We start from the raw sequence: 15,594 nt of genomic DNA on the forward strand, positions 1-15,594 counted from the left end.
TATATGAAAAATATAGATAGTCGAACGATTTATTTTAAAAGACGCTTAATCTTGTATAAACGAAGCAAGTGCCTCTAATAACACTTCTTGTGCTCCTACAATTTCTGTCGGCAGTGCTTCCCACTTTTTCGAAAGCTCCGTTTCTACTCTTATTCTTAGCTCCGAATCCATTTCTTCTAGCACATATTCTTTCGTCGCTATATCAACATCAAGTAGCGCGAGCGCATATAATTCTGGATCATTTATTTTTTTAAATAATTGTTTCAATATAGCTGGTGCTATATGTTTTAATTTTTCAATATGAATTTCCTTATCCGAAAATAGTAACTCATATTGAATAAATGTAACATTTTCTTTAATCACTTTAAAATAGCAATTATTTTTTTTATCATTTACAAAATAACCGTTCGGATCTGCAATAATACTCTCTACTTTACGAATTAAATCTGGCAAACTACTCGCCGCCATTACAGTCCGCTGCTCAACCTCACTTGGCGAAATGAATGTAACGCGATACTTATTCTGCGCCATCCTCCTCACCTCTCCTTTTATAAAAATCTATCATCACAAACTATCCAGAAGGCACTGGTCTGTTATAAAACAATTAACCCTCCCAGTAACCTTCCATAGATCCATTTTTGCAACTACACTTCACTTACAACTTCTCAAACTACTCTAGTAGCTCTCCATATCTCTGTCCTTACACATCGGTCGAGCACCCAAATAGGCACTGACCGCTACCACATACCGCCAGATCCTCTCTCAAAACCTAAAAAAGGGCTTTTAAAAGCTTTTTAAGAGCTTTTCAATAACTCGATGTTATTGAACCAAAACGCTATCTGCTGATCCGTTATCCCTGATAGTGTAATAAAAAACTCACGGCACTTCATCTCGTCCTTAAACAGTTGATACTTCCATTCTCCTTCGCTACCAACACTTACGAAATAAAACTCATGAATACGGCCAATGATTGATTGCTTTTCGCCAAATGAATATGGAGGTACTTGCTTAATTTCAAATTGATCAGGTAAATATATATGCTCTTCTCGTTCCATTTTTAACACTTGCTCAGCAAGTTCACGTTTATTTTCGAAAAAAGGCAATTGTAAAATTCGCTCTTGTCTTGTCATCATACGAATAAAAACCCTTTCTACTACATTACAATTTTACTTTATGATATATTATCGAATTAAGTTTACAACTTCATTTAATACTTCATCTGACACTTTAATTACTTTCGCATTTCCTTGGAATCCGCGTTGATAAAGCATTAAATCAACAAATTCTACAGATAAATCTACGTTTGAACTTTCTTTTGCTGACCCTCGTACATTACCTGCACCATTCTCACCAGCAACCCCTATTCCTGGAATACCCGCTGATGGTGTCGCAACGTAATTTCCATTCCCTGTTTTCATTAATCCACCTGAATTCGGGAATGTGGCTACAGCTAGTTGTCCTACAACTTTCATACTACCATCTGAATATTTCATCATAACGAAACCACCATCAGAAATAGAATAGTCATTTGCAATTGCAGCTGGGCGCCCCGTTACTTCTGTGGTAGAAATAGTTTTCCCTGTCGGATAATTTGTTAATCCGCTTAAATCAAGTGTTAGACCACTACCAAAAGGAATTTGAACAGATCCACCTTTAGTAATTTCTCCAGTTACTGGATCTTTTTGTACAGCCTCATCTGTCTCCTTTAAATTTCCTAATGTATCAAATTTAAGATTTTTTTCGCCCGTCATGCCTTCGACAGGCTTAAATTCTTTTTCGTTTTTAGAATCATTCCTTACAGAAACTGTATATGTATATTCGCCTGGCACTGGCTTTTCAACTTCTTTACCATCTACATTCTCTTTTGTAGTCTTTTGCTTAATATTTACACGTAACGTTAACAAGTTTCCTTCCGCATCAAAAACTGTGAATTCGTGAGATAATGCATTTTGGTTTCTAGGAAGGTTTCCACCTATTGTCGCTTTATCTGTTTGAATCCCACCAACAGCTGATCCCATCGGAATATGAATTGGGCTTGGTCGTGAAGAAAAATCTATTTCTTGTGTTCCTGTTTTCACACCATAACCTAGCACATACTGTCCACCTGTAGTTGTAACATAGTTATCTTTCGATACACCGAAAGACCCTTTTCTCGTATACTCTACATTTCCAGCATTACGATCACCAACTAAAAATAAACCGTTTCCTTCTATCGCTGTCTCCATCTTATCACTAGTTAAAGTAATAGAACCATCACTAAAATCTGTAGATGTCCCACTGAACTTTACACCGTTACCAATACTCTTTGGATTCGTACCAGCATAAGCACCATCACCACGTGAACCAACCGTATTATTATATAGCAAATCATCAAAAATAGCCTTTTGCTTTTTATATCCAACTGTTTGTGCATTTGCAATATTATTTGAAGTAACACTTAATGCATTTTGTGCTGCATTCATCCCTGTAATACTTGTATATAACGCTTTAATCATAACCTTTGTACACTCCTTTTATTAATCTGGCTTAACCTCTTCATTTTTTTCTATATCATCTTTCTTCTCATCTTCCGGGTTAGTTTCTGTTATCGGTTTATCAGAAACTCTTTCTATGAAACGAAGTGAGACAACTTGATTATCAACAATAAGTTGCACATCGTTATTTTCAGCAAGTCGAACTGTTTCTACTTGACCAGTCACTTGCTTTCCATTATTGCTTACACCTCTAACGTACTTCCCTAAAAACTTCATGCCTCCATCAAGAGCCGTCGAATACATCGTTGATTGCAATTTATCTACTGCTTTCGTCATATTCTGTACTTGCTCCATAAGCGATAGCTGTGCTGTTTGGTTCATCATTTGGTTCATATCCATCGCATTAAACGGGTCTTGATGTTGAAAGCTTGCTAAGAAAAGTTTCAGGAAATCATCTTTATCCATAATACCGGGTGTTTTTTGAGTACTTGCTGATACTCCATTTGCTTGTTGAGCTGTCGACTGTGCACCAGTAACAGATGCGTTTTTTGTTTGTGCTCCTGCTTGTAACGGAATATGATTTGTACTCGTTGTATTTAATCCAACTGTTGGCACACTTTATTCCTCCAATAATCCCGCAAATTCTTTTGCATGTTGTTTTTCATGTTTCGTACTTGCTAATTTTTGTTTTTGTCTTTGCTCTTGTTCTCGCTGCTCTTTACGATTTTCATCTTTATCTGCATAGCTAATTTGAATATTGATTTCTTTTTCTTTTAACTTCAATCTCAATTCATCAAAAATGATTTCCACACGTTTTTTCGCATCGTGTTTTTCCATTTCCACATGAACATCAATTTGATCTCCATGTTTTTTCATAAACACTGTTAATGTACCAAGTTTTTCTGGATTTAACTGGAATAAAACACGCTCTTGTTTCACTACAAACTTTTGTAGTGCCTCTACTTGTGCTTCCATTTTCTTTCCTAAGTCAGGCAATGAAACTTTCTCAGCACCACTATTAGATTTCCCTATTTGATTGGTACCCGTTGCTTTATTTAGTAACTCCGCACCCGTTGAACTCGAATCGTTTAACACATCACCTTCCGGCAACTCTATCTTTACATCATCGCTCTCAGCTTTCGGAAGATCTCCATCTAATTCTTTGGACTCTTCTTGTTTCTTTGCAATATTACAAGTTTCTGTTTCTACCACTTTCAATATTTGCATCGTTTGCTCTGGCATCGTCACTTTATCTAACACCATTTGCATTGTATCTTCTAAACATATAGCATTTTTGATATTCATATTTGAAAGGAGCTCTTGTAACTTTTGTAATTCTGCTGCGGGTAATTCGTTAAGTTTTACATTTCCATATTCTTTATATAGCTCTTGTATTTTTTGTATGTATTGATATAACAATTCTGGCTGCACACGTAATTGCTCAATTGCAACCATTTGCTCAGATACAGCTAACAATAACTGTTCTGTCTCTTTTTTTTCTTCTTTCTTTACATTAGGCTCTTCTTTCGTTACCGATTTTTTAGAAAGAATGTTTTCTTTTCTATCCTCTGGTGCATTTTCTTGCTTTGTTTTCTCCGTTTTCGGCTGCTTTTTGTTTTCCATTCTCATCGCACGATCGAATGAAGAATCTTCACTTTTAGATTGTACTTCTAGCCCTTTTTCTTTTTGCGGAGGTAAACTTTGTTGCACCGGTAATACAAACTGTATCACTACATTCACCTCATCCATTCATACACATTTTCAAATCAAGAAGCATTTTTTCTTCCTGCTTTTCTCGTACTTTCGCAAGCTTTCTACAATCTTCTTGATACATCTCATCAATGACACGTTCTTTTTCTTTTACTTGTTCTAAAAGGCTTTCATTTTTTTGAATAAAATCTTCTGTTTTTTTAATTTTCCGATTCCATTCTTCTATTCTTTCAGGTGAAAACGTATGTGAGGAAAGCATACCAGCCATAATACGTTGCCCAGTTTGTACGACTTTACTACGCGATTTTACAACATATAAATCATATTCTTTTTTTTGTTCTATTTTTCTTTTTTCAGCTGTTAATTCATACACTTCTTTCAAAATCTGTTCTTTTTCTTGATTTATTTGCAATTTTATCGTGTCGTACTGCTGCTTATCCACCTGTTTTTATAGCCCCTTCCTATTATAACGCTCTCTTTTTCTATTATATAGTTTTTTTCCAAAAAAATCTGTGAAATATTAAAAAACAAAAAAATAAGACCTCTTAAGCAGAGGTCTTATACGATATGGTGCATCGCTTCAACAATATCATCAAATCGGAAACGATCAGATCGACCTTGTTTTAAAAACGTATTTATACCTTCTACTTTGTTTTTACATTCAAAAATATAAGCATTTTCTGCATTTTCTTGAATCGTTCCTAATTTAAAATACAATTCATTTTCTTTATAAATAGATAAGATTTTTCTCATTTCATTTGCAAGTTGCCAGTGATTTGGCGACACGATTTCTTCCATAATCCTACTTACTGAATCTAGCACTGAAATAGCAGGGTAATGACTGAGCGTTGCAAGCTCACGCTTTAATACAATATGTCCATCTAAAATACCACGTGCTAAATCTGGTACAGGTCCGTTTAAATCATCCCCATCGACGAGTACTGTATATATACCTGTTATGGATCCCTTTTGTGTTTTTCCAGACCGCTCTAACAGCTTCTTCATATAACTTTCCATTAATAGTGTCTTACCACCAATCGGCAACTCTTTAACAGCAATATCAACACTTCTACGCGCGTCAGCAAAACGAGTAACAGAGTCCATCATAAGTAGTACGTTATTACCTTGATCACGGAAATATTCAGCAATAGATGTCGCAAGCTTCGCTGCACGAAGTTGCATTAGGTGACTTTCATCTGATGTCGCTACAACAACGACGCTTTTTCGCATTCCTTCTTCACCTAATTCTTTTCGAATAAAGTCTTTTACTTCTCGGCCACGTTCTCCTACTAAACTAATAACATTAATGTCAGCTTTTGCGTTTTTCGCAACCATTCCGAGTAAAGTAGATTTACCAACACCAGAGCCTGCAAAAATACCAATCTTTTGACCGATGCCAATTGTTAGCATAGAATCAATAGATTTGATTCCCGTTTCAAATACATCGGTAATTTCTTCACGTTCAAATGCATGAATAGGTGGGGAATCTAGTTTTATTTTCTGTAGTGGAATATTCTCTGCATCCTCATTTAGTACTTCGCCATTTGCACTTAACACTTTTCCGAGTAAATGATTGCCACGAGGTATAACAACATCTTCTGCAATTAATGTAACGGAATCTCCGTAGCATACTTTTTCTGTCTGTTCAAATGGTAATAACATATTGTTTTCTTTTTCAATCGCAATCACTTCACATAAAACATTATGTTCTCCAACGAGACAAACATCACCGATTTTCGCCTTTGGCCCTTTCGCTACAAAAAACTGCTCTTGCACACTATGAACTTTACCAACTTTCGTATAAAACGGCGTTTCAATAAATGTATTCCATTTTTGGTTTTCATTCATTAATAGTTGATTCATACATTTTGCTCCTCAAATAACTTCTCTTCTTCCCATTTCTCGCGAAGTTTCGCAAATATAGGTGCAAATTTAAATTCAAAGAACTCTTTCTCTTCTTCTAGAACAAATTCACCGAACTGTAAGGAGAAATCGTATTTCCATTCTACTAATTGTAGTAACCAATATTCTTTCGTATTTTCCTTCTCTTCTTGAATACGTTCAAATGTTTCTGGATGTACGGTAATAACTAGTTTTTCAAACGAAGTCGGCAACGTTTGAACGATGCCAGTTAAAATAGGTAACACATCAAGCAATCTAGCATCTACTGCTTGATTCACAATTTTTTCTGCTAGTTGAAAAGATTGATCCCATAATAATTCCATCCATTCGTATGCTGTTTCTTGTTGTTCTTTTTGAAACTGTATACGTGCCGATTCTATCTCTTTCATCTGCCGCTGTACATGTATTTGAAAGTGTTCTTGATCATGTAATAACTGCTGACGTTCTCGTTCTAACATTTGTTGTTCTTGCCTTAGTTGATTCAGTTCAGTATGTAATGATTGTTGCTGTGCAAGAAGCTCTTCATGGTTCACCTGTATTTCTTCTTCTACTTGAACTGGTATTGGTTTTGGAAATTGTAATTCATACGTTTCTTCAGAAAAAGAAACAGAATTCTTCGGAATTCTGTTTTTAAATAAGGACATCATCTTCACCTCTTTGAACGATAATTCTTCCTTCCTTCTCTAGCTTTTTCACTGTACCTGTAATTGTTTGCTGAGCTTTTTCAGCATCCGTCATCTTAAGCGGTCCTAAGCCATCTAATTCTTCTAGAATCATCTCTTTACGGTTTGAAGACATACATGTAAATAATTTTTCTTTAATCTCTTCTTTTGCAATTTTAAGTGCTTTCGCAATAACACCGTTATCTGTAATTTCTTCTAATACACGACGAAGTGCAAGATCTTCAAGTCCGAGTAAGTCTTCAAATACAAACATATTTTCTTTAATTTTCTCAGATAACTCATAATCCATTTCATCCAGCTTTTGAAAGACTGTTTTTTCAACACCTCGTGAAACGTTATTTAAAATGTTTACTATTGTTTTCAAGCCATCTGTTTTATTAATTGCATTAAACGCCATATTATTTAATTTTGATTTTAATAAATCCCCAATTTGATTTATTAATTCACCATCTACTTGCTCTAGCTTCGCAATCCCCATTACCGTTTCTACTCGCTTATGATCTGGTAATCTCTCAATTAATTGAGAAGCAAGCTGCGGTTTAATATAAGAAGCGATAATTGCAATCGTTTGTGGCGATTCATCATTAAGTACAGTAAGAAGTGGTTCTAAATCTGTAAGTGAATTTAAGAATTCAAACGGATTATCTTTGTTATACCAAAGATCTTCCAATAATTTTTCTAGTTCGTCTTCTGGCATATTTTTAAATATGCGACGAATATATTCTTTATCTGGAGTCACTAGGTTTAATTCTTTTACATTTAATTCATACAAGAACTCCCCTAGTACATTTTCTAACGTTTCCGGTTTATATACACGAAACTTCGCGATTTCACGAAGTAATACTTCTTTTTCCTCAGCCGTCATATATTCAATGACTTTTGCTGCCACCCCTTCTTCTAATGTACGAATAAGGATGGCAGCTTTTTCTTTGGAGGAGATTTCATCTAACATCGTTGTTCCTCCCTTACTGTCCATTTAACCATTTTTTAATGACTTTTGCAGTACCTTCTACATGTTCTTTCGTAGCATCCTGCACTTGTTCATCTAACGTTGGTTCTTTCGGTTCTTCTGGTTCAGGTTTTGGTTCTGGTACTATTTTTTCTTCAGGAATTTCCATAATACTTTCATTACTTGCAGCAATTTCCTCTTCTGCTAAGTATTCTTCATATTCCTCTTCTTCTTTCTTTCTCTTACGTCTTGCTAAGAAGAACCATACTAGACCACCAATCGCTAATAAACCAGCTGGAATCCCACCGAATAACCACCAGTTTATACCACTTTCTTCTGGTTCTTTCTTCTTCTCTTCTTTCGGCTGATCAAACTGAACAGTTACAACGTTAACTTGACCGTTTGTAAAGTTTCCATTGGGATCAGCTTGAAGCCCAGCAGCTGTGCCGATTGCTTCTTTGAAAGTAGTCATATCTATTTTTCGTTTTACTAACGTATCGTTGTCTACCCATACTACCACATTTGTTTTCGTTAATTCTGGGTGTTTCTTAATTGTTTCAACTGTTTTATCTATTTCATAGTTTTCAATTTTATTACCATTTTTATTATCGTAGACGATTTTACCATTTTGATTATTGTTCGTACCGTAGTTTGGCACTTCGCCGTTCGCTGTAATACCAGCGCCTTGCTTCGGCTCTGCTCCTTCTTGTGCAGTAGAGCTTTCTTCTTGCTCTTGTTTACTACGAAGTACACCTTTATCACCATACTTTTCTGACTGACGTGTAACTTCATCATAGTTTACAGATACTTTCGTATTCACTTTATATTCATTCGGTTTAAACATCGTCATTAACGTTGCATCAATATCTTGCTTTAATTTACCTTCAATTTGATGCTGCATCTCAACTTCTTTTTCATAAGAAGAGGAACTAGTAGAATGCGCTTCATCTGCCCCTTTTGAGATGACACCTTTTTTACTATCAATTACACTTACTTCTTCTGCTTTCACGCCAGGAACTGCTGCGCTAATCATTTGCTGTACACCCGCAACTTGATCAGCCGTTAATAGTTGACCACGTTTCACACCAACTGTAATTGCTGCTGTTCCCTTTGCTTTCTCTTCATCAAAAATTGTCTCTTTTTCAGGTAATGTAATTTGAACATTCGCCGTTTCAACTGTCGCAAAGTTTCTTACAATATCTTGCTCCAATTGCTTTTTCGTACCGACAATTTGCTTCATTTTTTTATCTTGCTCACTTGAACCGAGCGAGCTTTCTAATAAAATTTCCTCACCGCTTTTAGAATTAAACGGTAAGCCCATCCCATTCATTTCTTTTCGAACCCATGGAGCATCATTCTTTTGCACACGAATCGATCCATCGGCCGCTAACTGATAATCGACACCTAACTTTGATAATTCTGCTGTAATCTCTTGCTTATCTGCATCATTTAAATTTTGATATACAACAACATATTTATCTGGCAAGGTGAAGTATAAAAGTGCTCCTGTTACAATCGCTAAAAGCGCAGCACCGATTACTAACTTATGCCACGTTTTTAACGATTGGATAACATTTTTCATCTTTTCCATTTAAACACACCCGTCCACTTTCCTAAATTTGCATATTAATTAGTGACTTATAATTTTCAATAAGATTATCACGTACGAGAGCAGCCGTTTTCATTTGAGACTCAGCCTTCTTCTGCTGAATTAAAACGTCATGCGTTTCTCCTACCCCTTTAGTTAGTAAATCATATACCGCTGTTTGCGCATTGTTTTGTGTTTGATTCATATCTTCCAATAAATCAATAAACTTTTTCCCCTCAACTACAGATGTTTGGGAAGTTTTCGGTGCACCAATTGACTGAATTGCCCCAAATGGTTGCGTATTTAGCATTGGTTGGATTTTCATATACTATGTTCCCCCTTATCCTCGGCCGATTTCTAAATCTTTATCAAGCATTTTTTTATTCGCATTTAATACACTTGTATTTGCTTCGTACATTTTTTGGGCAACCATTACATTCGTCATTTCAGCAGTCACATCAATATTTGGATAACGTACATATCCTTCTTCATTTGCATGCGGATGTGTTGGGTCATACACTAAGTTTTCAGTTTTATCTGCTTCAATACTTTTTATTTTTACCCCATTAGTAGGAGACCCATCTAACATATTTGCAAAACTATTGTTTGATTCTAGCACTACACTACGACGCTCATATAAATCTGCCCCCGGAGCCGCCGTTGTATTTGCATTTACAATATTATTTGAAGTAACTTCCATCCACTTTCTCGCTGTCGTTAGTCCTGAGCCACTTGCATTAATCGCCTGAAACATCGTTGTCTCTCCTTCTACTTTTAACGTCCGCGTGCCGCTTGGTTAATTGCATATTGTGTATTTATCGCGTTAATTGAAATGCCGTATAACTGATTTGCTTTCATTAAATCTAGCATTTCTGTCGTTACATCCACACTATTTCCATCTTTATTCGTTTGCATTGATTTTGTTTGAATCTTTGCATATGTATTTTTCGTATTTACTGTCGGTAAGTGCATTTCATTCGTTTGATATAAATCTGGATTGCTCTTTAAGTCTGCAGCATTGTTCTTATATAATGCACTACTTTTATTCATTTGCTCAGCAAATGTTACATCTTGCGCTTTATAGCCGGGTGTATTCGCATTTGCAATATTACTAGAAACAGTATTTCGTTTCGTCACTAAATAATTCATATAATGGCCTACATCACTCACTAAATCTGGCATATTCCACACCCTTTCTTTTCTAATTTCATGATCCACTGATGGAAGTTTCACTTCATTATTCATTTCCTTATATGCGTTTATTAAAATATTAACAATCATGTACCCTTACATATTTTATTCCATTTTTCCATTGTTGTCTTTAGAAAAATACAAAAATATAAAAAAGAATACAAAAAAACTGTATACACGCAATAATCTATGAAACATTTAAAGTTATGATCTACAAACTAAAGTTCATTTTTACATTATTTAGATTACTACTATTTTTCATTACAGTCATAAAATGAAACCTCAATCAGCGGAAGTCTTTATTTAAACAAAGGAATGGATCCCCTCTTAAAAGGGGAATCCGTTTCTAAACTCTATCATTAAAATTTACCGTAAAACGAATTAGCTTTCATGCGTCCATCATTTGTCATAATCATTTCTTCCAAAATCTTTTGCTTATCTCGAATATGCTGTGCCGCCTTAATAATGAATGGACTTACTTCTGCAGCAACTCGCGCACGCGTTTCCTCATCCAATGTCATCATCCAGCGATTTAACATTTCACTCTTCTCAGCAAACTCTCCATCTGACACTTGCAATTCACCGATTTCATTAAAACAACCAACAAACGTCCGATAAATATCATTGTTCATTTTCAAGTGCTCCGCGGTAACCGTCTATTAAATCTTGTAACACTTTCACAATCGCATCAATGTCTTTTGCTTCACGTGTTACTTTCATCGTTTGAATTTGAATGCTAATCCAATCGTATAAGCCATATAAACTATCATATAAATCTTTCGTAATTTCAGGATTTAACTGAAGCTTTAATTCTTCAAAAATACGTTCTAACTTTTCAAGAAGTGCATCTCCTTCTTGTAGTTTAAAAGCATGTAACAGTTCTTCTAAATTACGAAACTCTACAATGCATCTTTCATAAATAAAAATTGTATTTTTAATTGGATTACTCGTCATAATATCATTTTGCATATAACGTTGCCATGCTTGCATACAATCACTTCCTTACTTTTCATTAATCATCACTTTTTTGTTTTGTCATTGCTTTAATTGTTTTCAGTTGGCTATCAAGCGCCGCCAATGTACTCTCTAGCTTTTGATACTTCTTCACAATTTCATTTTGTTTATCCAAATTTTGCTTTTCAATATCTTGAATCTTTTTATCTAGATCACTTACACGTGAGTCAATGTTTTTTACTCGTTCTCCAACTACACCTTTATCACCAAATAGCTTATCAAGTGGCTCTTCCATCATTTTTCCTAAACCGTTAGAACTAAAGAAAAATTGCTTCGCTGCATCCGGTTTTTCTTTTAACGCTTTCGTTAATGCTTCGTCATTAACTTCCATCGTTCCATCTTGCTTTAATTGAATACCAAATGAGAATAAGTAATTGCCATCTTGTGAAAATGTTACAACATTGTTCATCGCTTGACGCACACTTTGCATAATAGCTTGTCCTTGAAAGGCTCCACCTTTACCAGCAAAGATATCCACTGTAGAAACAGCTTTATTATAATCTGCAACCATCTTTTTAATAATATTTGATGCGTCTGTTACGTTTGAGTCACTTACTGTGAATTTTAGATCTATACCTTTTGCTTTTGGTTCTGTTGTACCTGCATCTGGTGTTCCTTCTACTTTCGGCTCAGTTACTTTTAGCAATTCAATTTTCACGCCTGGAAGAGCTTCAATTGTATTGGTAGAACTTTCAGCTTCAATACCATTAATACTATATTTAGCATTTTGCGCTTCATTAATTGTATTAAGCGCTGTGCCATCTGCCTTGGCTAAACCCATATCTTGAAATAGTGTAGATGTGTTCGCTTCAAACTTAATCTGTCCATCTGTTCCCTCTTTTTTCGAGGTCATGAAAATTTTATTTCCAAGTGTATAAGCCGATACACCATAATCTCCGTCATTAATTTTGTTAATTAAATCTTTATATGTCATATCAGTTGTTATTTTTAGATCTTTACCACCTAGTTTTAACGTTTCATTTCTTGGAAGCTTCGCATTTATATCAGTAATATCATTAGAAGCTATTTGATGACGCTGCGCAAGCTGTGTAATTGTCATATTAAAAGTTCCTGCAATCGCACCCCCATCAGCTTTTACATTTATATATCCATCTTGCGTTGTCGTTACTTTTTTCTCGTTGCCTTTAAAATCCGCTAAGTTTTTAAAAGTTTGTGTGAAAGAGCTAAATTCTGATTTTAAACTTGTATATAATAGTTTATCTTGCGAAAGTTGATTCTTTTCATTTGTATACGGTGTTTTTCTCATATCTAACGCATTCAGTTCTAATTCAACGAAGTTAGAAGTATCGATCATATTATTTCCGAGGTTCCATATTTGTTGTCTACCACCAATACCTGTTAACGTTCCTGCCATATTTCTCACTCCTTATTTATTTACATATAATCTAAAATACTCGTTTTACTCATCGTACTAACAGCTTTTAACGTAGCTTCATACGTTGCGTTTATATAAGCTAAATCAGAAATGGCTACCGCTAAATCAACATCTTCAATTTCTTTACGGTTTTCTTGAAGTGCTAAGTTTTGTTCGCTTAAAATTGTTTTAAACGTCTCCATTGTGTTCATTGTCGAACCAACTTCAGTTGTACGATTAATGATGCCATCTAAATTTTTCTTATTTTCTCCTAATAAAGGCTGTAACGCTTTTTGGTCACCTTTTTGCATCGCTTCACTTATCTGTTTTAACGTTTTTATAACAGGGGATAATAACGCTTCGCCGTTACGAAATGCTTTTAATTCATAACCGTCATTTAGCTGCCAGTTCACATCATTTTTTCCACCTTGATATGTACCATCTTCTGTAAATGGTGGATTTTCTGCACTATCACCACCGAAAATATAACGACCTTGCTCTTTCGTATTTGCTAAATATACAACTTGTTTTAAAATTTGATCGATCTCTGCACCGATAGCCTTTAATTCTTTTTCACCATTTTGCTCACTTAGTGCCTGCACCATTAATTGATCTGCTCTTGTTACAGACTTTAAAACACCTTGTAAAGTATTTTCAGTTTGTGTTAATACATTTTTCGAATCCGCTATATCTTTTTGCATTTGTTCAATATTCGCTAATGAATGTTGAATCGCAAATGATTTACTTGCCGCAAGTGGATCTTCACTCATAAGAAGGTTTTTCTTCCCTGAAGTTACTTGGTTTCGATGGTATTGCTGTTGCACATTCAAATCCATTAACTGATTCTTTGCCCAGCTTGCATTTTGAAATGTAGATACTCTCATTTCTATCTCCTCCTTATATATTTCCAATCAATTACTATCATTTATCGAATAATCGAAAACAGACTATCAAACACTTCATTCATCGTAGTAATAGCTTTAGAGTTTGCAACGAAATATTTTTGGAAGGCCATTAAATTAACCATTTCCTCTTCCATATTAACGCCTTCGACACCCATCTTTTCTTCCTGAATCCCCTCTAATAAATCCCCATGAATTTTTTGATATGCATTCACTGCACTTTTATCAGATGCAATACCAACTACGAATTGGTCTAATGCTTGTTTATAAGAAAGACCTTCTTTATAATCTCCATCTGTAATCGCTGCTAGTTTATTTGCTGTTTCAGCTGATATTTTCATTTTCGAAACATCTTTTGCAAATTCCGGGTTTAATTTCATATCTTTCGCTTGATCTCCAACGAAGAACTCTTTCCCCATTACTGTGTTCACTTCATTCTTTACAGAACCCATTAATTCTTCAAGGTTTTTCTTATAACTAACAATCTTTGCTTTCGTATCGATTGCTGATTGGATCGCTCCACTAGCTAAGGGAATTTCCGAACCATAAATCTCAACTGACATTGGTTCTTTTTCTTTATTTAATTGAAGTGGATATGTATCTTGTCCATTTACTGTTAAAACACCATTCATTCTAACACTCGTGATATTAGGATTCATAGATTCATAAGACACTTCTATATTTGCATACTTAGACATTTCTGTAATGATACGATCACGTTCATCTAAAAGCTGATTTGGTACTTGTGTACCTGCTTGTCCAATTTTTTTATTCGCTTCCGCTAAACTAGCAGCAAGACGATTAAATTCATTGACATGCGCTCCAATATCTTCTGTCGTTTGTGCTTCTGCTGTATCTAAGCTTTTCGCCAGACGATTTACCTGACTTGTAAACTTCCCAGTTTCAGAAATTAATGTATCGTAGTAATTTGGTTGTTCTGGATTCTTTGCAACTTCACGAAAGGCATTGAAGAAGCCATCCATTAAACTAGATAATGAATTCTTTCCTGTCGTTCCAGCCATAGACTCTACACGTGATAAAGTCGAATTCATGTAGTTGTAGTAAGAGAGTTGAGATAATTGATCGTTAAACTGTTTCGTCTTCACTTCATCTGTAATACGATCAACGCCTAACGTTTGTACACCGTAACCTATTTTTTGTTCCGGTGAATAGCCATGACTTGCTCCAGCCGATCCGTAATTCACCATTTGACGCACATAACCAGGCGTATGAATGTTTGATAAATTTTGTTTCGTCGTTTGTAATCCCATTTGTGCCGCTAACAAACCCGATAGCGGCGTATTATAATCAGATAGTCTCATAATGTTTCACTTCCCCTTTACAATAGTTCGTTCATAAAGATTTGTGAATTATTGTTTCGTTCTAAATTATATTCAGAAACGGAATCCACAATACTTTCTGTAGTTTTTAATAGTACGTTTAAGTAATATTGATTTTTCAAAAGAATCATTTTTACATTCTCTTCTAATTTAGCTACATTTTTTTGTAATTCTTCCATTTTTTCAATTTCTTCGTTAGAAAAATGCGAAAATAATGCACTTACGCGAAACGGTTCAATTCCCTTTTCTTTACAAAACTGAACAACCATTTCTTCAAACGAGCTTGATAACTTTTTTAAACCATCAATGTACTGCAATTGCTCTACTTGTAACTTTTGAACTGCATTTACATTTTTATGTTTTAAATTCTCATATATTTGTTCTCCAAGCGTTTGAATGTTTTCATATGCTTTTTGAATAATAACGAGCTTTTCATATAATTGTATGTACATATCGTTTCCTTTCC

Annotated in this window: 19 protein-coding genes; all 19 read right to left on the reverse strand. The window is 35.0% G+C overall.

Annotated features, from left to right (window positions below):
• Nucleotides 1–45: 45 nt before the first annotated feature.
• Nucleotides 46–531, reverse strand: a complete 486-nt coding sequence (locus COL05_RS00240) for a hypothetical protein (RefSeq protein WP_000068317.1) — start codon at nucleotides 529–531, stop codon at nucleotides 46–48.
• A 263-nt stretch (nucleotides 532–794) separates the two neighbouring features.
• Entirely contained in the window at nucleotides 795–1,130 is a 336-nt protein-coding gene (locus COL05_RS00245) for a DUF3964 family protein (protein WP_061680551.1), read from the reverse strand.
• 51 nt (nucleotides 1,131–1,181) lie between these two features.
• Complete coding sequence (gene flgE / locus COL05_RS00250; protein WP_098667181.1) at nucleotides 1,182–2,495, reverse strand: flagellar hook protein FlgE; 1,314 nt, start codon at nucleotides 2,493–2,495, stop codon at nucleotides 1,182–1,184.
• A 21-nt stretch (nucleotides 2,496–2,516) separates the two neighbouring features.
• Nucleotides 2,517–3,089 carry a flagellar hook assembly protein FlgD gene (locus COL05_RS00255; protein ID WP_001143481.1) on the reverse strand — a complete coding sequence of 191 codons (573 nt, stop codon included), beginning with the start codon at nucleotides 3,087–3,089 and terminating at the stop codon, nucleotides 2,517–2,519.
• Between the two features lie 3 nt (nucleotides 3,090–3,092).
• Nucleotides 3,093–4,223: a flagellar hook-length control protein FliK gene (locus tag COL05_RS00260; protein ID WP_098667182.1), complete on the reverse strand. Its 1,131-nt coding sequence runs from the start codon at nucleotides 4,221–4,223 to the stop codon at nucleotides 3,093–3,095.
• Nucleotides 4,216–4,626 carry a hypothetical protein gene (locus COL05_RS00265; RefSeq protein WP_014893159.1) on the reverse strand — a complete coding sequence of 137 codons (411 nt, stop codon included), beginning with the start codon at nucleotides 4,624–4,626 and terminating at the stop codon, nucleotides 4,216–4,218. The genes COL05_RS00260 and COL05_RS00265 overlap by 8 nt, the downstream gene beginning before the upstream one ends.
• Nucleotides 4,627–4,742: 116 nt before the next feature.
• Complete coding sequence (gene fliI, locus COL05_RS00270) at nucleotides 4,743–6,047, reverse strand: flagellar protein export ATPase FliI (protein WP_098667183.1); 1,305 nt, start codon at nucleotides 6,045–6,047, stop codon at nucleotides 4,743–4,745.
• The gene (locus COL05_RS00275) at nucleotides 6,044–6,730 is read right to left on the reverse strand and encodes a FliH/SctL family protein (RefSeq protein ID WP_098667184.1); all 687 of its coding nucleotides are present in this window, start codon (nucleotides 6,728–6,730) and stop codon (nucleotides 6,044–6,046) included. The genes fliI and COL05_RS00275 overlap by 4 nt, the downstream gene beginning before the upstream one ends.
• Nucleotides 6,717–7,721, reverse strand: a complete 1,005-nt coding sequence (locus tag COL05_RS00280) for a flagellar motor switch protein FliG (RefSeq protein ID WP_000883361.1) — start codon at nucleotides 7,719–7,721, stop codon at nucleotides 6,717–6,719. Before COL05_RS00280 ends, COL05_RS00275 begins: the two co-directional genes overlap by 14 nt.
• A gap of 13 nt (nucleotides 7,722–7,734) precedes the next feature.
• The gene (locus tag COL05_RS00285) at nucleotides 7,735–9,309 is read right to left on the reverse strand and encodes a flagellar M-ring protein FliF C-terminal domain-containing protein (protein ID WP_098667185.1); all 1,575 of its coding nucleotides are present in this window, start codon (nucleotides 9,307–9,309) and stop codon (nucleotides 7,735–7,737) included.
• Nucleotides 9,310–9,331: 22 nt separating this feature from the next.
• The gene (gene fliE / locus COL05_RS00290; protein ID WP_000701682.1) at nucleotides 9,332–9,631 is read right to left on the reverse strand and encodes a flagellar hook-basal body complex protein FliE; all 300 of its coding nucleotides are present in this window, start codon (nucleotides 9,629–9,631) and stop codon (nucleotides 9,332–9,334) included.
• Between the two features lie 15 nt (nucleotides 9,632–9,646).
• Entirely contained in the window at nucleotides 9,647–10,060 is a 414-nt protein-coding gene (gene flgC / locus COL05_RS00295) for a flagellar basal body rod protein FlgC (protein ID WP_000484673.1), read from the reverse strand.
• Nucleotides 10,061–10,080: 20 nt separating this feature from the next.
• Nucleotides 10,081–10,551 carry a flagellar basal body rod protein FlgB gene (gene flgB, locus COL05_RS00300; protein WP_142337297.1) on the reverse strand — a complete coding sequence of 157 codons (471 nt, stop codon included), beginning with the start codon at nucleotides 10,549–10,551 and terminating at the stop codon, nucleotides 10,081–10,083.
• A gap of 305 nt (nucleotides 10,552–10,856) precedes the next feature.
• Entirely contained in the window at nucleotides 10,857–11,129 is a 273-nt protein-coding gene (locus COL05_RS00305; RefSeq protein WP_142313467.1) for a flagellar biosynthesis protein FlgG, read from the reverse strand.
• Nucleotides 11,119–11,487 (reverse strand): flagellar export chaperone FliS, encoded by a 369-nt coding sequence (locus tag COL05_RS00310; RefSeq protein WP_001149509.1) that lies wholly within the window; start codon nucleotides 11,485–11,487, stop codon nucleotides 11,119–11,121. The genes COL05_RS00305 and COL05_RS00310 overlap by 11 nt, the downstream gene beginning before the upstream one ends.
• Before the next feature lie 22 nt (nucleotides 11,488–11,509).
• Nucleotides 11,510–12,886, reverse strand: coding sequence for a flagellar hook-associated protein 2 (locus tag COL05_RS00315; protein WP_098667186.1), 1,377 nt, complete (start codon nucleotides 12,884–12,886; stop codon nucleotides 11,510–11,512).
• 20 nt (nucleotides 12,887–12,906) lie between these two features.
• Nucleotides 12,907–13,770 (reverse strand): flagellar hook-associated protein 3, encoded by an 864-nt coding sequence (locus COL05_RS00320; RefSeq protein WP_098667187.1) that lies wholly within the window; start codon nucleotides 13,768–13,770, stop codon nucleotides 12,907–12,909.
• Nucleotides 13,771–13,811: 41 nt separating this feature from the next.
• Nucleotides 13,812–15,110, reverse strand: a complete 1,299-nt coding sequence (gene flgK / locus COL05_RS00325; protein WP_098667188.1) for a flagellar hook-associated protein FlgK — start codon at nucleotides 15,108–15,110, stop codon at nucleotides 13,812–13,814.
• 17 nt (nucleotides 15,111–15,127) lie between these two features.
• Nucleotides 15,128–15,580, reverse strand: a complete 453-nt coding sequence (locus COL05_RS00330) for a hypothetical protein (RefSeq protein WP_098667189.1) — start codon at nucleotides 15,578–15,580, stop codon at nucleotides 15,128–15,130.
• Nucleotides 15,581–15,594: the final 14 nt, after the last annotated feature.

The organism is Bacillus sp. AFS059628, from assembly GCF_002571225.1.
Taxonomy (GTDB): Bacteria; Bacillota; Bacilli; order Bacillales; family Bacillaceae_G; genus Bacillus_A.